Origin of the sequence: Chryseobacterium gilvum (assembly GCF_025628965.1) — a bacterium.
Lineage (GTDB): Bacteria > Bacteroidota > Bacteroidia > Flavobacteriales > Weeksellaceae > Chryseobacterium > Chryseobacterium gilvum.
This window is the reverse complement of the sequence record NZ_JAOTEN010000001.1, coordinates 479688-500467: the sequence shown is the minus strand read 5'-3', so window position 1 is coordinate 500467 and position 20780 is coordinate 479688. Positions and strand designations below refer to the sequence as shown.

The 20780-nt window shown below is 38.2% G+C and carries 8 protein-coding genes; 1 reads left to right on the top strand and 7 read right to left on the bottom strand.

Annotated elements, in window-relative coordinates:
• Positions 1-54: 54 nt before the first annotated feature.
• The 5 genes from N0B16_RS02315 to dnaE all read right to left on the bottom strand — a co-directional run bounded on the left by N0B16_RS02315 (position 55) and on the right by dnaE (position 16172).
• Entirely contained in the window at positions 55-1641 is a 1587-nt protein-coding gene (locus N0B16_RS02315) for a GEVED domain-containing protein (RefSeq protein ID WP_262989105.1), read from the bottom strand.
• A 137-nt stretch (positions 1642-1778) separates the two neighbouring features.
• Complete coding sequence (locus N0B16_RS02310) at positions 1779-3620, bottom strand: T9SS type A sorting domain-containing protein (RefSeq protein ID WP_262989104.1); 1842 nt, start codon at positions 3618-3620, stop codon at positions 1779-1781.
• Between the two features lie 317 nt (positions 3621-3937).
• Complete coding sequence (locus tag N0B16_RS02305) at positions 3938-5854, bottom strand: T9SS type A sorting domain-containing protein (RefSeq protein ID WP_262989103.1); 1917 nt, start codon at positions 5852-5854, stop codon at positions 3938-3940.
• Between the two features lie 205 nt (positions 5855-6059).
• Positions 6060-11198: a T9SS type A sorting domain-containing protein gene (locus N0B16_RS02300; RefSeq protein WP_262989102.1), complete on the bottom strand. Its 5139-nt coding sequence runs from the start codon at positions 11196-11198 to the stop codon at positions 6060-6062.
• A 312-nt stretch (positions 11199-11510) separates the two neighbouring features.
• A complete protein-coding gene (gene dnaE, locus N0B16_RS02295) occupies positions 11511-16172 on the bottom strand; it encodes a DNA polymerase III subunit alpha (RefSeq protein WP_262989101.1) in 4662 nt (1553 codons plus the stop codon).
• A 165-nt stretch (positions 16173-16337) separates the two neighbouring features.
• Between dnaE and N0B16_RS02290 the strand changes: the two genes are divergently transcribed.
• Positions 16338-18410 (top strand): alpha-ketoacid dehydrogenase subunit alpha/beta, encoded by a 2073-nt coding sequence (locus N0B16_RS02290; protein ID WP_262989100.1) that lies wholly within the window; start codon positions 16338-16340, stop codon positions 18408-18410.
• A gap of 65 nt (positions 18411-18475) precedes the next feature.
• Here N0B16_RS02290 and N0B16_RS02285 read toward each other — a convergent pair whose 3' ends face one another.
• Together N0B16_RS02285 and N0B16_RS02280 are read right to left on the bottom strand one after the other, a co-directional pair.
• On the bottom strand, positions 18476-19480 hold the full coding sequence (locus tag N0B16_RS02285) for a glycosyltransferase family 2 protein (protein ID WP_262989099.1): 1005 nt from the start codon (positions 19478-19480) through the stop codon (positions 18476-18478).
• A 275-nt stretch (positions 19481-19755) separates the two neighbouring features.
• Positions 19756-20484: a GLPGLI family protein gene (locus N0B16_RS02280; RefSeq protein WP_262989098.1), complete on the bottom strand. Its 729-nt coding sequence runs from the start codon at positions 20482-20484 to the stop codon at positions 19756-19758.
• Positions 20485-20780: the final 296 nt, after the last annotated feature.

The following is a 20780-nucleotide window of genomic DNA, read 5'->3' as shown; positions in this document are numbered from 1 at the left end:
AAATAATAGAGACTAAAATACATTAGTCTCTATTAATAATTATAGGTCGGAATATTATTTTTTTATTGCTTTGATCGTTTGTTTAGAACCGTTTTTCATAGATAATGTTACAAAATATAATCCCGATTTCAAATCTTCTAAATGAAGAGATACAGTAGGGTTTTCAATCGTTTTCACTAATCTTCCGGCCACATCACTCACAGAAACTGATTTTACCTCGGCAATATCTGAAACATACAGTACATCATTAAAAGGATTTGGATATACTTTTACATTATTTTTAGTGACACCTGCTTCAGAAGTTGAAAGTGCAATCTGCTCAACGGTAAAATTGTCGATAAAGAAGTCATAATCTTCCGTATCATCCACTGTTCCATCAGATCCGTAAAAGGCAAATATTGTATTTGCGCCTGTATACGAAGTCAGGTCTAAAGAAAACTGAGCAGACACATTAGATGGAGCGTTGGCCGCAGTCCATGATTGTAATACCGTCCAAGTATTTCCTCCGTCATTAGAAACTACAAACTGCAAAATATCGTCTGATCCCATTGCAGAAGATGCTGTACCCGCATATTCAGTAAGTCCGTAATCAAATTTTACACGATATCCTCCTCCGGACAAGTTAAACGGAACTGTCTTTAACCATCCTTCTCTATCGGTATTATAAAGATTAATTTTTACAGCACCTTCAAAGCCCGAATTTAAGAATCCTGCTCCATACCAATATTCAGTAGTTCCTGTCGGAGCGGTAGTAGTAGGAGATCCTCCAGATTCCTGCGACCAGCATGCCGGTGGAAATGTTGTAAAATCATTCGTATAAGAAGGAACTATCACCGCACATAGAGTAGTAAAATTTGCGGAAAGAGACCATTGACTTTTTTCAGTAGCTGTACATGCAGATCTCATCCATACAAAATATTCTGTTGCCGGCTGCAGATTCGGAATAACCTTTGAAACTACAGTAGACAATGCAGTTCCTGTAGCTACTGTGGTAGAAGATGGAGCGGTATTGGATGTGGAAATATAATATTCATATCCTACACCGATAGTACTTGGAGGTGCAGTCCAGGAAATATTTGCTGACGATGAAGTCACTGCGCTTACCGTTAAACCGCTTGGTGCTAAGCAGCTCGGTGCGGCACCAATATTTACCGTATAATCATGAGCTTCTCCGTATCCAAAAATATTGCATGGTTCGGGCTGGCTGGAATAGCGGTCTCCTACTCTCATCCTATAGGTTGCAGGTACAACATTAGCAGGAATCGATATAGTTGCTAGAGTCGTATTTACTCCGTTCACATAATCGCTGCTTCCCTCTGCCACCAACTCCGGAGCGGCATCATCGAAAGTTCCGTCATTGTTAAAATCAATCCAGATCCTGATATTTTGGCTTCCAAAATTGTGTGTCACAGAAAACGGATAATTGAGTCCCGCATTAAGGCTGATTATCTGCGTCGTGTAATCTCCGTAAGAAGCTGTTGAACATCCCGTATTCAAATGACTGAATGTAGCACTTGGGATTTCAAAACTGTCAATCTGATCACCGTCGTTACATCCCTGTTCAAATTCTGGCACACAATACGTTTGTGAAAAGCCTGCAAAACCAAAGGCTAAAAAGCCTACTAATAGAATTTTTTTCATGTAATAATTTTTGATTTGATAATGTAGGTGCTAATTTAACAATAATATGGTATCTAATGAAGTTTATATTTAATTTATTGAAAAAAAATAGAGGCTAATAAATTAGCCTCTATTAAAATAGTTTGTATTAAAAAATATTACTTTTTAATTGCTTTTATAGTTTGTTTTGCACCATCTTTTAGGTTTAATGTTACAAAATATAATCCCGATTTTAAATCTTCAAGATGAAGAACCGAACTAGGATTATCAATTGATTTCACTAATCTTCCTGAAACATCGCTTACAGAAACAGATTTTACATTTGCAATATCTGAAATATTCAACACATTTGTAAACGGATTAGGATATGCTTTAACATTGTTTTTAATGGTTGCAGCTTCAGAAGTAGCTAACGTTACCGCATCATAAGCAGAAACTTTAAATGATCCATCTGTTCCCGTTCCTGAAGAATATCTCCAAACGCTCACCAATAACGTAGCTCCTGGAGTCTGCCCGGTTAATGAAACCAATGAGAAATTTCCATCCGCCGAACTATCATCATCACATGCTATTGAAGTTAAAGATCCGCAAGTTCCGCCAAATACATTGATAACAGAATCTGTATAAGTAGAAGATGCTACTGAATTGGTTTCAATTTTTACATTTCCTGAAGCCGGTACTACTACAGAGAACCAAACATTGTTTGTTGCACTTGTTTGACATGACTGAGCTGTTCCGTCTGCTGATGAACCTGCATTGGTAACCGTCATTGCGCCAGAAGCAAAATCTGTCCCTACTGTTAATGCCATAGGTGCTGAACAGTTATCATTCGCTGGTGGAGCTACCGAAGAGGTCGTGAATGATCTTACTGTACATCCTGTACCAGAATTTGTAGTAGTATTATATGCAGTAATGGTATAATAATACATTGTATTCAACATTAATGGAGTACCAGTATATGAATATGTAGTAACATTCCCCATATCTACATTGTTCAGAACATTTGTTCCACCGGAAGTAGTTCCTAAAGAGATTTTATATCCAGTTGCACCTGTAACGGCTGACCAAGAAAATACCGGCATAGTAGAAACTCCTGTTGCCGATGCTGCCGGAGCAGTGACACTAGGACATGGCATTGCGGCCGTAGTAAATGATGTCTCAGTACAGCCCGTAGCATTACCAATGGCATTTTTAGGAATGATTTTAATATAATACTGGGTAGAATAGTTCAAAGGTGTTGCTGTAGGTATCGTATAGGTTGTTACGTTTCCGACATCAACTCCATTCATTACATTGGTTCCTCCCGGCGTTGTTCCTATGTTGATCAAATAACTGCTTGCACCACCTGTGGCAACAGCCCATGAAATTGCAGGGGTAATAGAAACTCCCGTTGCCGCATTCGCAGGGCTAGAAATAGTAGTACAGCTTGGCGGAGTCGTTGCCGTTTGCGCTAATTGTACATCATCAAATCCCATATAATAATCTCCTGGACTTGTGTAAAGAGATTTAAATCTTAACTTAAAATTCGCTCCTGTTGCAATAGTTCCTGCAGGAATGGTCCCGGAAACGGTAGTACATGCAATACTTCCATTAACTGCAGTTGTAAGTGTAACCGGAGCAAGGATGTCTGTCCAGGTTGTGCCGCCATCTACAGAATAATCAGCTGCCACAGAACCTTTTACTGTTACAGTAGCATCGTATGATTTTGCAAGATACTTAAAAGAATAAGTCATTGCAGTACCATTAGATGCTGTAGAACTATAAACAAGATACCATGCAGGAACTGACGAATATAGATTTTTGTACACTCCTTTTGTACCTGCACATGGCGTACCCGCAGACGAGCCAAATGACACACCTGTCGTTGTTGTTAAGGTAGCATTCGAGAAGCTTGTCCAACCTGTTGGAAGAGCACTTCCTTCAAAGCTCTCGCTTACTACAATTTGCGCTGATGCTCCCACTCCGAAAGCCATCATACACAGTAATAAAAGTTTTTTCATATTTGTAAAATTTAAATTAGGTCACAAAATTAAAAAAATTTAAATTAAAAATAACACTTTAAATAAATTTATTACCATTAATAAGTTTTAATGCATTTTTTTTACATAAAAATAAAACAATTATTTAATTTTTTATTTAACATAATATATAAATAAAAAATACTGTACAGTGATTGCCAGATATTTACAAAAATTTTAAAAAAATCACTTGTGAATGAAAAAACTACTTAACATAAAAAAATTTCATAATAATTTATTATTTCAAAAAAAATAGCGGCCGTTACAGCCGCTATCCATTTAAATATAAAATTGTTTACTTACTTTTTGATTGCCTTGATCGTTTGTTGAGAACCATCTTTCATATTCAATGTCACTAAATACAGTCCTGATTTTAATTCTTCTAAATGAAGTGCTGAAGATGGGCTGTCAATCGTTTTTACCAATCTTCCTGAGACATCGCTTACAGATACCGATTTTACTTTGGCCACATCTGAAATATTCAATACATCAGAAAATGGGTTTGGATATGCTTTAATGTTATTTTTAGCAACAGCAGATTCAGAAGTTGCCAACACAGACGCATCATATGCGGAAAGCTGGAACTGACCATCTAAGTTTGAACTGTTGTTCGTATATCTCCAAACGCTCACATACAAGGTTGCTCCCGGTGTTTGACCTGTTAAAGAAATTTTTGAGAAATTATCGTCTCCGGTATCATCATCACATGCAATATCTGTAAATGTTCCTCCACAAGTTCCTCCATGTACTGAAAGCACGGTGTCGGTAAGTGGAGATCCTGTTACTCCTTTTGTTTCAATGGTAAGTGTTCCGCTTGCAGGTACAACTACTGAATACCATACGTTATTCCCTCTAAATGACTGACACGTGGTCGTACCATCTGTAAATGCGCTTACGGTAGTACCGGTAATAGGTGTAAATACTGGCGCTACTGTCAACGCAACGGCTCCTGAACATACATCGTTTGCTGGCGGCGGCGGAGGAGTTCCTACACAAATATTAAAGCTGTTGCTGTATCCTGCTCCATTGCTGTTGTATGCTCTTACATAGTAAGTCTGGCCCACTGTTAAGCCTGTTACTGATGTTACATTAGTTGTTCCACAGGCAACGCTTGTAAGCGTACCACATGTTCCGCTTAGCACCTGTGTATATAAACTTGTTGATGAACTAGTTCCCGTTGAAACAACATTTGATAAAGTTATCGTCTGATTGGCATTGGTAGCTACAAATTTGTACCAAACATCATCATCAGCTGTTCCTGTACAAGTTGTAACCGCTACACCTGAATCGGTTGCTCCCACGGTAGTACCTGCAGTGGATGCGGCACATGAAAGATCCGGATTTACAGTAAGCGCAACAGCAGCTGCACAGTCATCATTTAATGGCTTGGTGGCAAATGTATACGCAGTCCATGCGCTTTGGTCGACAGTCGTACAATGAGATCTTACCCAAACATAATAAGGGGTACCGGCAGAAAGTCCGGATAGTGCCTGAGAAGTTCCGGCAATGCTCACATAATTTGGTGTTGTCGTAGAAGTAGGCGCAGTGCTGCTGGTGCTGTAATACAGGTCATATCCACCTGCAGGAACGCTTGTTGAAGCTGTCCATGTAATATTTGCCCCAGAACTTGTAATACCCGTTGCTGCTAAAGCAGTTGGGCCTACGCATGACGGAGCTGCTCCCTGACTGATCGTGATATCATCAAAGTACACATAATTATCTGATGTACTTAATCCTGATTTTGCTTCAAATCTTATGAAAACATTTCCAGCAGCAGGCAATCCTGAAATCGTAGCCGTTTTTGCAGCACAAGCAGCAGAAACAACGTGCGTAGTATTATCAATAGTATACGCCGTTGTCCATGGGCCGCTTGCAGATGTTGCCCAATCTAGTTTTATAACCCCAAAATCTGCTGCTGTTGCAGCAGTAGTATTACTAGAATATTGAGTTACCTTATAAGAGAAATTCACAGTAAGATTCCCCCCATTTGTACCTGTTAAAGCAGGTGAAACTAAGAAAGATGAAGCATTATAATAATTATTCGCTCTAACGCTTCCGGTTCCGGTACATGGTGTTGTCGTAGATCTGCTGAACGATCCCGATCCGCTCGTGGTCCAGGATCCTAATCCTGTAGGCTCCCAACCATAGGTGTAGGAGATTTGCGCCGATGACATCACACCCAATGTCATCATACACGCTAATAAAATTTTCTTCATAAAACTTAAATTAAAATTATGTACTAATTTATAAAATATTAACTATATAATTACACAATATTAATTTAATATCAAATTATTTTAAAATGATTATAGATATAATTTAATTATTAAATGGAAAGTAAAAAAATAAGAGAATATAATTGAGTTTTAAACAAAAAATAGCGGCCAGTTACGGCCGCTATAGTTTCAATATAAAAGTTAATTACTTTTTGATTGCTTTGATCATTTGTTTAGAACCATCGTTCATATTAAGAATAACTATATACAGACCAGATTTTAATTCTCCTAATTGAAGAGCAGAACTTGGTTTTTCTATAGTTTTAACTAATCTTCCGACAATATCAACAACTGATACCGATTTTACATTCTTCACATCTGAGATATTCAACACATCAGCAAATGGATTTGGGTATGCTTTTATACCTTTTACATTAGATACCCCTTCGCTCGTACCAAGTACAGCAGCTATTTCTGCATATGCTAAGTAACCTGTATAACTCGCAGTTGCCAGTGCAGTGGTAGACTGTGTGGTATTTGGTGTACCGGCAGTATATGTACCTGTAGTACCAAATAAGCTGTCATATACTCCACTTGCAGTTGGTGCAATTACTGGGAAATTAATATTTGTAATTGCATTATCTCCTAATCTCACATTAATTGTTGAGAAAGTACCCGATACCAAAGGAGCTTCCCATCTTCTTGCAGATAAATTTTGGATGGTAGAAGATCCTGTTCCTGAGTTGGTATCAAATGCTTCTGCTGTCATATTAGTTACCGCAGTAGTTGCCGGTGCTAATGAAATTGGCGCATACGCTGCTTTACCTACAGGATATACTACATAATTTGTATTCGCATTACCAGAAGCAATTGTTCTTGCAAAAGGCCCTACAATATAAGCAGTAGCACTACCTCCTGACAATGTACCTGCTGATGCTGCTGTACCTAAAGTCAACAAATTAGTTGAAGTCGTATTCACTTTTCCTGCTGTAAGTGTTAAAGTTCCACTTACGGATAGCGGCACGCTAAGTGTTACCCCTCCCGAACTTGTATTATTTACAGTAAAACTAGTTAAGCTAGCTGTAGAAGAAGTTGTTGAATTTCTAAATAACCCAGTTCCTGAAATTGTCTGGGGAGTAGTTGCTGCCGAAGCAGAGGCATTTGTCCAAGTAGCAAGATTCAGTGTACTAGTACTTGATAGCGTACCATTATTAGTGATATTGCCCGCTAAATAGGTAGTTGAAGCTAATCTATATTCTCCTTGATTAATCACCAAATTACCTAAAATACCGATACTGCTCGTAGTACTCACAAAACGGTTGGTTCCAGTGGCTGCATCTACCGTTACATTTCCTAAGCTGTAATATCCAGAACCTGGAAATAAATACACACCAAAACCGCTTGTGTTACCACCTGCTGTGGTAGAAATGCCATCACCAAACTTAACGGTGTGAGTAGTACTTGCTACTGCTCCACCAGAAGGTACACTTACACTTAGTGCATAGTCGCTTGTGCTAGTACCTGCATGAGGGTCTACTATTGTTAGTACACCACCTGTAAGGTTAATATTAGATGCAGCTGTAGCTGTAACTCTAACTAATGGCGTTCCTGTAGCAACACTGTTAGCTGTTGTTCCATCGCTACCATCCACATTAATACTACCGCCACTCTGGTTGAAAGTAGAGCCTGAATTGTTCATTAAATTTCCATTAATATTCAATACTCCACCGGATACAGTTAATGTTCCGTTGTTCGTAAGGAAATTGTTATTTAATGTACAACCTACTGTTAAATCTCCTGAAGCATTTACTAATGTTCCTCCAGCATTGATCGTAAGGTTTTTAGAAATATTGTTTGCTGAGTTTACTGTTACCGTAGTACCTGATGCAATTTGTACTAAATCTGTACATGATGGTACAGCACCTTTATTCCAAGTTGCAGTACTATTCCAGTTTCCGCTTACTACAGATACATAAGGAATATCCGCAGCTGCAATACCCAAATAATAGGTATCAGACAAATTAGCCAATGGAACAACTGTTCTCTGCGCATTCACATAAGTTGTTCCTGTTTGATGTGTTCCCAAAGCAGGAGCTGAAGCTAAAGTTATTCTGCTGTTTCCAGTATTGGCAGGATAGATATTCTGACCGTTTATCGCCATGCTATAAGTAGGCGTTCCTGTAATTCCTGATTGAGAAACAACCCAATTGGATTTTGCTTGCGTATCTACGGCATACGTTCCGTCTACAATACTTACAGCATTTGTTCCCGCAACATCATTGTATTTCACTGCAATCTTTCCACCAGTAGCAGCAGCAGCTGTCTGGTTTAGGTAAAGATTTCTTGCAGCAAAAGCCGTTGATGTTCCTGTAGCAAAAGGATAAACTCCGTTTCCTGTTCCAGAAGGAGTCGTACTTGCTGTAATGGTTGCTCCTCCTGTTGTTGTAGGCCACCATCTTGCAAAAGTGCTACCTGTACTGAACCCACCTGCAGAATAAGATAAAGTTCCGTTAGTAGTCGCTGAAGTTCCTAAAACAAAAGTATTTGCACCTGTGTTTACAAATCCTGTTGTCAAAGTTAATGTTCCTGATACAGTACCTGTATTTGCTCCGTTCAACAAAGAATTTGCGTCTGCAAATGTTACCCCTGTTGAAGAACTATTATTAATCGTTACTGAAGTAAAATTAGCAGTAGAACTTGCTGTAACAATATTATTTCTAAATACACCAGTTCCTGAAACAGTCTGAGGTGTAGTAGAAGCTGAAGAAGTTCCATTTTTGAAGTTTTGGAAACTCAAAGTGGAAGCAGTATGCGTAAATGTACCATTATTGATAAAATTACCTGCAATGCTTATTCCAGATGTTGGCATTCTAAATTCTCCATTTGCATTAATAGTTAACGTATTAATACCAATCGTTGTTGCAGAATTTGATACATATCTATTTGTACCTGAAGCTCCGTCTATTATTACATTGTCAAAATATATTTTGCTTCCTGCATTGTTCCAGATAAATCCTCCTGCTGCTGAAGCGGTTGCAGTCGTTCCTCCTGCATCCGTAGAAGATCCGTTACCAAACTTCAAAGTCCAGCCTGTTGTAGTATCAATAGCAGTTCCACCAGTGTAGGAGAATGCGTATGAAGTCGTACTATTCGCTGCGTGAGGATCTACTACCGTCATGGTTCCACCAGTAAGTGTCACGTTTCCAGTAGCTATATTCACTATATTTGTACCTGAAGCCACACTTGTCGCTATTGCTCCTGCATCGTTTCCGTCCACATTTATATTTCCACCCGTTTGAGCAAAAGTAGAACCCGATGTATTATTAATGTTACCATTAACTACTAAAGTTCCTCCGGACATTGATAAAGTACCGTTGTTATTAACAAAATTATTTTTATTAATACAACCTACTGTCATTGATCCTCCTGTTTGAGATAAAGTACCGCCTGCGTTAATAATTACATTACTTGGTGTCGCTGTTGTAGAAGCACCTACAGTTACGGTATGACCTGATAAAATAGCTGCATTTGAGCAACTTGGCACTATACCTCCTACCCATGTACTTGTACTTTCCCAAGGACCTGATTGCGCAGACTCTATAGGAGCTTCTGCTGCAATAGTTCCCAAAGTATATGTTGCTGCTACATTCGCTGCAGGAACACTTATTCTTTCTCCCATAGGTTGACTGGTACCTGCCTGTGCTGTACCAATTAAAGCACCATTATTCAAAACAATAACATTAGCAGAAGTTGCAGTATATGTTCCTTGTCCTTGAATAGCAAAAGTGTGTGTAGCAGAAGAAGCATACCCCGCCAAAGCAGTAACTACCCAATTGGCATTAGTTTGTCTGTCATAAGTTAAAGAACTTTCAGTTACCGGAGTAATGGCAGAAGTTCCTGTTCCACCGTTAAATTTAACTGCCAACTGACCTGCTGTAGTTAGTGCTGCAGTAGCTCTGTGAAAGTGATCAGCTAAAAATCCAATTGTAGGATTTCCCATCACGAAAGGATAGGTACCTGCACCTGCTGTAGGTATAGTTGCTGCGGCTATTGTCGTTCCTGAGCCTGTTGTACCATACCATCTGCTAAATGTAGAACCTGAACCGAAACCTCCCCCTGTATAACTTAATGTACCAACGGATGATCCACTAATTCCTAATACAAATGTATTAGAACCTGTATTTACTACACCGTTTGTAAAAGTTAAGGTACTGGAAACTGTTCCTGTATTTGATCCGCTCAATAACGAATTCGCATTAGAGAAATTGACTCCTCCAACACTTGAGTTATTAATTACTAAATTTGTAAAATTAGCAGTAGGCGAAGCGGTTAAATTTCTGAAAACACCGTTCCCTGAAACAGTTTGAGCATTCGTTGGTGCAGTAACCGTTAAGGTTGTAGATGTAGCAGAAGTAGCATCTGCAAAAAATACCGTCCCTAAACTTGTAAAGGTACCATTATTAATAATGTTTCCCGTAAAATAGCTTGCTCCAGTTGTAGCGCTTGTACCGGAGTTTCTGAATTCCGCACCAGAGTTGATCGTTAAATCTCCATTAATAACAGAGTTATAATACGTTCCACTCATAGAAAGAAATCTATTTGTTCCTCCGGTAACAGTCTCTAAAACGACATTCTTAAATTTAAAAATACCTGTTCCATTCCAACTGTAGAAGGTAAAACCATTCGCTCCTCCGTTATCTGTTGAAACTCCATCTCCAAATTTAAACGTATGCGTTCCAGTAGCTGAAATTGATCCTGCTGTAGGAGCTGTTACCTGAAATGTATTTGTCGTCGTATAATGTGGATCGACAATAGTAAAGGTCCCTCCTGTAAGGTTAACATCCGTGTTAGCTGTAGGAGCAAAATTTACTATAATCGTACCTGAAGGCACACTCCCAGTTGCAGATCCGGCATTGTTTCCGTCTACGGAAATTGTTCCTCCGCTTTGGTTTAGTTTACCTCCTGTTCCTAGGTTAAAATTACCGTTTACGACAACACTTCCCCCCGAAACGTTCAGAGTTCCGCCAACAGCACTCAAAGTTGAATCAAATGTTCCCGCCTTACTTACTGTAAGCGTATTTGCAGCAACCGTTAAACTTCCGGAATTAAGGGTAAGCTGTCCGACAGAAGCATTCCCGGGGAGGGTCATTGCAGCATTATTTTGTATAATAAAATAGTCTGCATTGCTAATGCTGGTTGGCGAGGTTCCCGTACCGTCTGTAGCAGTTCCCCAACTGCTGACAGCCGTAAAATCCGTAGCCGAGGCTTTGGAATAATACGTGGTTTGTGCTTTCATTGTAGCAAAACTGCCAATCAACAAAAGCCAAAGATAAGCTTTTTTCATACTTAGTTAAAATTAAAATTAGGGGGTAAAATTAACAAATTATTCCGTAAAGTGTCAAAATAATTCTATTTTTTTTAATTAAATGATAATAAAATAAGAAATACGTTGAATTATGAGTAAACAACCGTGTAGAATTTTTAGAATCGATATTACAGAATAATTAATAGATATGAATTTAAAATAAATAATAGTTAACATAAATTAATTATTGCTACAATAATTAATAATATATTAATATTATATTAACTATAAAATATCATATAAGAAAAATAAAAAACAGCCTTTCGAGCTGCTTTTTATTTGTAAAAAAAATCAATTCAAATAAAATTCATATTTATTGAGAAGCTGTATTTCTTTGATTAAATCTCCGTTCAGATCTACCGAATATTTCATGGATTGCAATTCGATATGAGAATCTTCTTCCGGATTTTTAATAAAGAGTTTAAATTTCTGATCCCCTTTATTTTGATCAAGAACATTTTTGAAAAAGTCTAAATCTTCTTTTCGGAAATCCATAATGTCCATCACGAGAGAAATACTTTTGGCAAATTTTTCAAAGGCTTCCTGAAGCTCAATGACCTCTACAACATTTACGAAAACTCGGCCATCTTTTACCTGCGCAAATTTGATCTTTAAAATCACAAAACGCTGTACTTCCAGCTTTTCTTTCAAACGCATATAATCGCGGTCACCCAGCCGGAAGGAATACGATCCCGAATAATCTTCAAGAGTTAAAAACGCTACTTTTTCGCCACTTTTAAAACCATCCTGCACACGATATTCGGTGATTAAACCCGCTACCGTAAATTCTTTTCCTGCCCCGCCGTTTTCTCTTTCTTTCTGAAGGGTTTTCCAGTCTTTCTTTTTTTCTTCAAAAAGTTCCGGTGGTTTATTTGCAAAAGCCTGCTCTTTGTAAGCATCCACTTCATCCAGATTCAGAAATCCGAAAGTTCCTTTTGGCTCTGCCTTTTTGGTGGTTTCTTCGATGATTTCTTCTTCTCCTGCGATCACGTCATCAGAAATAATTTCGGCAATATCTGCGGTTTCATCCTGGGCATCAACTTCTAAAATAGGAGCTTCATCAATGGTAATTTTTACTTCGTCTTCTTTTTCGAGAACGGCTTTTTTCGAAAGCTGGCCCTGCATAAACTGGAAATGATATTTAAATTCATCCAGCGGGTGTGCGGAGAGGTAAAACCCGATGATTTCTTTTTCTTTATTCAGCTTATGCATATTCGGCCATTCCGGGCAAGGCGCCAGTTTTGGCTGTTCTATCTGAACTTCATCTGCAAAATCTGCAAAGAGGGAATTTTCCATTTCATTTTTGCTTTCCTGGAAACTCTGTCCGTACCGTATCAGTCTTTCCAGATTGGTTCTTCCTGCCATATCAATATCAAAATACTGGCCTCTATGATACATGCTGAATTCATCAAAAGCTCCTGCCAATACCAAACTTTCAGCCACTCTTTTATTCATTTGAGAAGGTAAAATCCTTTCAAAAAAATCATAGATGTTCTTAAACCTTCCGTTGGCTCTTTCTTTGGTAATCGCTTCACTCGGACCTTCACCAATTCCTTTAATCGCACCCAGACCAAAACGGATCTGGCCTTTCTCGTTCACCGAGAATTTGTACTGGGATTCATTTACATCCGGACCCAAAACATCAACCCCAATACTTTTACAGTCTTCCATAAACATTGTGATAGAATCGGTATTATTAATGTTGTTGCTCATGACACTGGCCATATATTCCGCAGGGTAATTGGCTTTTAAATAAGCAGTCTGATACGCAATTAACGCATAACAGGTAGAGTGCGATTTGTTGAATGCATATTCTGCAAAGGCTTTCCAGTCGTTCCAGATTTTTTCGAGTTTTTCTTCGTTCAGATTATTTTTTCTTCCTCCTTCAATGAATTTAGGATACATTTTGTTCAGAACATCAATCTGTTTTTTACCCATCGCTTTTCTCAAGGTATCGGCTTCACCTTTGGTGAAATTCGCCAGTTTTTGGGACAATAGCATTACCTGCTCCTGATAAACGGTAATTCCGTAGGTTTCCTTTAAATATTCTTCGGTTTCATCGAGGTCGTAGATGATTTCTTCAATCCCGTGTTTTCTGTTGATAAAATTAGGGATATATTTAATCGGGCCCGGTCTGTAAAGGGCATTCATGGCAATAAGATCCGCAAAAACCGTTGGCTTAAGTTCTCGCATGTATTTCTGCATTCCCGGACTTTCATACTGGAAAATCCCCACTGTTCTCCCTTCTTTAAATAACTGATAGGTTTTCGTATCATCCAGCGGAATCTGATCCGGGTCAATATCTACGTTATGTCTTTGCTTGATTAATTTTAAAGCATCTTTAATAATCGTTAAGGTTCTCAGTCCCAGAAAATCCATCTTCAGAAGCCCTGCGCTTTCCGCAACAGAATTGTCAAACTGGGACACCAAAATATCGGCATCTTTCGCCGCAATTGTCACGGGAACCAGATTACTCACATCTTCCGGAGTAATAATCACTCCACAGGCATGAATACCGGTATTTCTAATGCATCCTTCCATCTTTTTTGCACTTCCCAGAACATCATGCCGCGGATCTTCAGCATTTCCTAAAACCAACCTCATTTCGTCTACCAGCATTTGATCTTCCGGTCTCAGTTTATCATATTTAGCCAGCGCTTTCGCAATATTCATTCCGGGGGTGGAAGGAATCAGTTTCGCAATATTATTGGTTTCAGGAATGGAAAGATCTAAAACTCTCCCTGCATCTTTAATTGCTGATTTCCCTCCCAGAACTGAGTACGTAATAATCTGCGCGACCTGATTTTGCCCATATTTATCAATCACCCATTTTATTACACGGTCTCTTCCTTCATCATCAAAATCTATATCAATATCGGGCATTGAAACCCTTTCCGGATTCAGGAATCTCTCAAAAAGGAGGTCATATTTAATAGGATCTACATTGGTGATCCCGATACAGTAAGCGACTGCAGAACCGGCTGCAGAACCTCTTCCCGGACCGACCCAGACTCCCATGTTTCGGGCTTCATTACAAAAATCCTGTACAATCAGGAAGTAACCGGGATATCCTGTATTGGCAATAACATCCAATTCGAAATCAAGACGTTCCTTAATTTCGTCGGTAATTATTTCATATCTTTTTTTGGCGCCTTCATAGGTTAAATGTTTCAGATAAGCCATTTCGCCCCGTTTTCCGCCATCTGCATGGTCTTCAGCATGAATAAATTCTTCAGGAATATCAAATTTCGGCAGCAAAACATCTCTTTTTAAAGTATAGGGACTGAATTTGGCAAAAAACTCATCATACGCTTCAAAAGCATCGGGATACGCCAGAAAAGCTTCTTTAATCTCATCAGAATTTTTAATATAATATTCTCCTGTTGCCAAACCTCTTCTCTTTCCAAACCCTTTTCCTACAGGGGTCGACAATTTTTCCCCATCTTTGATACAGCTTACGATATCCTGAATATTAGAATCTTCTTTTTCAGTATAATAGGTTTCGTTCTGAGCTAAAATTTTAACCTGATATTTATCTGCAAAATGAAGTAAAACATCATTTAAATGTTCTTCTTCAGGAAGCTGGTGATTTTGGATCTGAACATAAAAATCATCTTCAAAAGTATCTTTCCACCATTTGAAAAGCTCTTCCCCTTTCTGTTCCCCCGTATTCAAAATTGCATCAGGAATATCTCCGGTAATTCCTGAAGTCAAAGCAATTAACCCGTCTTTATATTCGGCAATCAATTCCCGGCTGATCCTTGGAACGCCAAAATAAAAACCTTTTAAAAAGCCGATACTTGAAAGTTTAGCTAAATTTTTATAACCGTTAAAATCCTTCGCCAATAAAACGACCTGCGTTCTTCTGTCGGGATCATCTTTGGTAAACTGTTTCTGCTCATACCGGTCTGAAATGTAAAACTCACAACCCACAACCGGAATTAAAGGTTCTGATACAGGTTCTGTTTCATTAAACTCTGTTCCATTTTCTTCGGCTTCCTGTTTTTTCGCTAAAAAATCTTTATGTTTTTTTAAACGGTCCGCATTGGCCGATTCTACTGCAGAAACAAACTTAAAAGCACCCATCATATTGCCCAGATCCACCATCCCGACTGCCGGAAACTGATCGTCTGTAGCTTTTTTAATTAAATCTGAGATGCTGGAAGTCGCGGTAAGTGTTGAAAATACACTGTGATTGTCAAAATTGAAATACTTTCCAAGATCGATTTCCTCAATACTGCCAAAATCCTGCTGTTTTTTCTTGTTGTTAAAATCTGCAACCTGTCTCCTGATTACAATACCAAAAGGCTGTATCGGATCGGGATGCAAAGCTTTAAAATAGGCCAGCTGATCTTCAGAAATTTTTAAAACCTCAGCCGGGATAATCCCGATTCTCATCATCTCAAAGAAAACCTGAGCCGTTGCATTTACGTCGGCAGCTGCATTGTGTGCCTCATCAAATTTGTTTCCGTAGAGTTTTTCATAAAGTTCTTCCAGTTTAGGGGATTTAAACTTGCCTCCCCTTCCACCGCCGAGCTGGCAAAAATCGGTACCCAGGATCATGGTATCGGCTTTTGGTTTTTCCTGAAGATGGTCCTTTATATTTTTCCTGAAAAATTCTGCACCAACGATATTGTAATCAAACTCTACATTATGCCCGGAAACTACGCTTACCTTTTCCAAAACTTTAGAAAATTCTTCCAGAACTTCCTGCAGATCACGGCCTTCTTCATGCGCAATTTTTGTAGTAATCCCATGGATTCTTGCCGCGTTAAAGGGAATGTCATACCCTTCCGGTTTTATGATATAATCCTGATTTTCAATCAAATTACCTGCATTATCATGCAATTGCCATGCGATCTGAACCATTCTTGGCCAGTTGTCTGAATCGGAAAGCGGAGCATTGAAATTTTTCGGTAAACCGGTGGTTTCTGTGTCAAAAACTAAATACATGAATTTTTCTAACTTTAATGAGAAAATAGTACGTAAAGTTACGGCAATTTTATCATTTTCCGATCATTTTACCTGCCGAAATAATGTTTAAATGACGATAAAACTCTCCTATCAATTGTTCGCATTTATTTTTACAAATACAAAATATGCTTATCTTTGTACTCTATGGAAAATACACTTCACGAAAAAGTTTCTCAGGATATTTTACTAAAGGCCTACAACCATATGATGCTTGCAAAAGCAATGGCAGACATCTATGAGGAAAACAGGAATGTCTGTAAATATGTACACAGTACTTCGAGAGGCCATGAAGCCATTCAGCTGGCTACAGCCTATCAGCTTACAAAAGAAGACTGGGTTTCTCCGTATTACAGAGATGAAAGTATTTTGTTGGGAATTGGTTTTGAACCGTATCAGTTGATGCTGCAGTTGCTGGCAAAAGCTGATGATCCTTTTTCGGGAGGAAGATCGTATTATTCTCACCCTTCGAGCAGAAATCCGGCCATGCCGAAGATTATTCATCAGAGCTCAGCGACAGGTATGCAGACGATTCCTACGACGGGTGTTGCTCAAGGAATTAAATATATTCAGGATTTTAATTTAGAGCAATTTGAAAATAATCCTGTTGTAGTTTGCAGCTTGGGAGATAATTCTGTAACAGAAGGTGAAGTGAGTGAAGCATTGCAATTTGCGGCTTTACATCAGTTGCCGATTATTTTTCTGGTTCAGGATAATGAATGGGGTATTTCTGTAACTAAAGATGAAGCCAGAACGTGCGATGCTTACGATTTTGTAGGAGGATTTACTGGTCTAGGCAGAATGAGAGTAGACGGAACCGATTTTGTTCAAAGCTTTGAAGTGATGAAAAAAGCGGTGGATTTTGTCAGAGAAGAAAGAAAACCACTTGTCGTTTGCGCGAAAACTGTTTTAATAGGACATCACACTTCAGGAGTGCGAAGAGAATTTTACAGAGATGAAGATGATTTAACGAAACACCGGGCAAAAGATCCGGGGGAAATCCTTAGAAACCAATTGCTGGAATCCGGTACGGATGAAGAATTGCTGAAACAAATTACCAAAAAAGCGAGATTACAAGCCGAAGAAGCTTTTGACAGAGCTCAAAAAGCGGAAGATCCGAAGCCGGAAACAGTAATGCAGCATATTTTCGCACCAACCCCAATAACAGAAGAAGTGGGAACCCGCGAACCGGAAGGCGGTGAAAAAATCGTGATGGTAGATGCAGCCATTCACGCGATTCAGGAGATTATGTGGAAGCATCCGGAAGCTTTGCTTTACGGACAGGATGTGGGAGAAAGAATCGGCGGGGTTTTCCGTGAGACCGTGACTTTAGGAAAAAAGTTCGGGAGCAAAAGAGTTTTTAATACAGCCATTCAGGAAGCTTATATAATTGGTTCTACCACAGGAATGAGTGCGGTAGGTTTGAAACCGATTGTGGAGGTTCAGTTTGCCGATTATATTTATCCCGGAATCAATCAGCTGATTACTGAAATTTCGAAATCAAACTATTTAAGCAACGGGAAATTCCCTGTAAGCAATATCATCAGAGTTCCGATCGGCGCTTACGGCGGCGGCGGACCATACCACAGCGGAAGTGTGGAAAGTATTTTGGCGAATATTAAAGGGATTAAAATCGCGTATCCAAGTAATGCGGCCGATTTTAAAGGTCTTTTAAAAGCAGCCTATTATGATCCGAATCCGGTGGTGATGCTTGAACATAAAGGGTTATACTGGAGTAAGGTTCCCGGAACAGAAGATGCCAAAACGATTGAACCCGCGGAAGATTATATCTTACCGTTCGGAAAAGGAAAAATCATCATTGAAGCGGATCAGAATGAAGTGGAAAAAGGCAGAAGCCTGGTTGTTATAACCTACGGAATGGGGGTTTACTGGGCAAAAGAAGCGGTAAAAAGCTTTAATGGTAAAGTGGAAGTGATTGATTTGAGAACCCTTATTCCTCTGGATGAAGAATTGGTTTTTGAACGAGTAAAAGCACACGGAAAATGTATTGTTTTAACGGAAGAACAGCTCAATAATTCTTTCGCTGAAGCATTTGCGCACCGTATTTCTAAAAACTGCTTCAGATATCTTGATGCTCCTGTAGAAACAATGGGATCATTGGATACTCCGGCTGTTCCGATTAATCTGGTTCTGGAAAAAGAGATGCTTCCGAATGCTGAGAAATTGGCGGCCAAGATTGAAGAAATGTTGAAATATTAATGTAATTCAGATAAAATTAAAAACCTCTATATTTCTAGAGGTTTTTTTTATAATACTGTTTTTAATTAATTTTTATGAAAATGCTTCGGGAAAGCATCTTGCGGTTTCATTCTGAAAACATTGAGCAAGACCCAGGATTTTAGAAAACCGTAACCATAGGAAAACATCTGAATATAAGTTGAAATTACCGCCATTCCTGCAATCGCTATATTTTTTGTAACTATCGCCGCGTGAATCAAAACCATGAAAGTATATAATCCGTAAAAGGCTAAAATAATTCCCCTGTTTAAAACAAAATATTCGATAAAGCCCAAAACATATCCCAGAAAAAATAAGGTGGGAAAGGCAAAAGAAATTTTTACATATTTTGGATGTCTCTGATTCAGAATAGGTCTTGCGCAGCCGAACTGATACACCTGTTTTGAAAATTTGCCAAAATCGACACGGCGTTTATGATACACTGCAGTCGTATCGAAAAATGCAGTCGTAAAACCGTTTTCCCAGAGTGTCATCGAAAGATCCGGATCTTCCCCGATTCTCATTTCAGAAAAACCACCTACTTTTTCAAAAACCTCTTTTTTTACCCCCATATTAAAGCTTCTGGGCTGAAATTTTGAAACCGCTTTTTTATTTCCCCTTATTCCACCGGTAGTAAAAACGGAGGTCATCGAATAAGAAATCGCTTTCTGCATCAGATTAAACCCTTTATGCGCTTTATCTGCGCCTCCAAAAGCATCGCACGGAATGGTGAGAATGCCTTGTTTAACATTTTCAATATAGTCTTTCTCGACAATCACGTCGCTGTCTACAAAAACAAGCCAGTCATTCGCCGCTCTTTTTGCCCCGTAATTTCTCGACAAACCAGGCCCAGAATTATTTTTCCTGAAGTATTTTATATTGAAAATCCCGTCAAAGTTTTTGATTGTCGGTTTCAGATCAATCAATGAGCCATCATCAACAATAATGATTTCAAAATCCTTATCAGTCTGAAAAGCCAATGAGTTTAAAAGCTCAAAAAGCTCGTCTCTTCGGTTAAATATGGCAACAACGATGGAAATGGATGGGTTCAAGTTGAAATTTTTTCAAAATTAAAGATTCATAAAACAACCTGCAAACAGTTTGCTATAAATTAAGAATGAAGATTTCTTTTGATAAAAAAAATAAGTTTGTACATAACAACCCTTCCAGCGTTTTAAACGCTGGAAGGGTTTATAAGAGAAAAATAAGAGTTCAGATAAAACCAGAACAAAATAATCTGGTTTGTATGAATATTATATGATATTCTTAATCAAGATAATTATTAAAACTTCTGACATTACTATTTATCCTTGAGATATTTGAAGGTTTAAGACTTATTCCTGTCTGATTGGATAGTGCACCCGCCGGATTGTCTAAAAAGTTTTCTTGCCTGATAAAAAATTGAATATTTTGTAGCCGCTGAATCTTTCATTACTACCATTGGCTTTTCTACTTTCTTCAAACTTACCATTGAAAAGTGAACCGTATCTGATTGATCATATACTTCCAAAATCAATCCCGGCAAGCCTTTAAAAATATAAGGACCGTCAGGAATAGGAACAGATTCTGCAAACCACGCTGCATAATTTCTGTTTTTGTATTTTATTGTGGCTTTTTTGCATAGATAAGATCCTATCATTTTGGTCTCCTCTTCTATCTTCCAGTGAAGTACATCTTCTAAAGGATAAGAAAAACGGTTTTTTACCAATTCTTTATAAACAGTCTGCTTACCATTGTCAAAAAAAACTTCAGACTTAAAGTTCACTATTGGGACATTTCTCATATCCAGAATCACCTTTCCGTCAATAGAGTTTGCAAGGCTCTTCTCTCCTATTTCCATTGCAATAGAATCGCTGTACGCTTTTTTAGTACTCTTAAACAAAGACTTATTTCCATTAATGAGTAATGATAAATCTTCTTCAATAGTATTTTTTTTAGATAGAGTATCCGGAAAACTTTTAATTCTGTAGATCACCTCATATTGTGATTTTAAATCATTTGTTTGAGAGTATAAAATACTGCCAAATATTATCAAGAATAATGTACAAAGTTTCATGTAAATATTTAATTATTTTTAGGAACTGCAATATATTTAATTAACAATCCCTACCTAATACATTCAAAACGAAAATTATTCAAAATTATTCGCATCAATTAGAATAATTTGAATTTTTTTTTTGAAATATTTAATTGAAAACAAGCAGGATTATATCTTAATCTTAAAAAAAGAAATAGCTGAGCTAAAAGCAAAACTTGCCGGGTTAGAAAAAAAATAGAACTTCAATGAAGTTCTATTTTTTTTTGAATATTATTTTATATCCATTTAAAACCTAACAGGTTTTTGAAACCTGT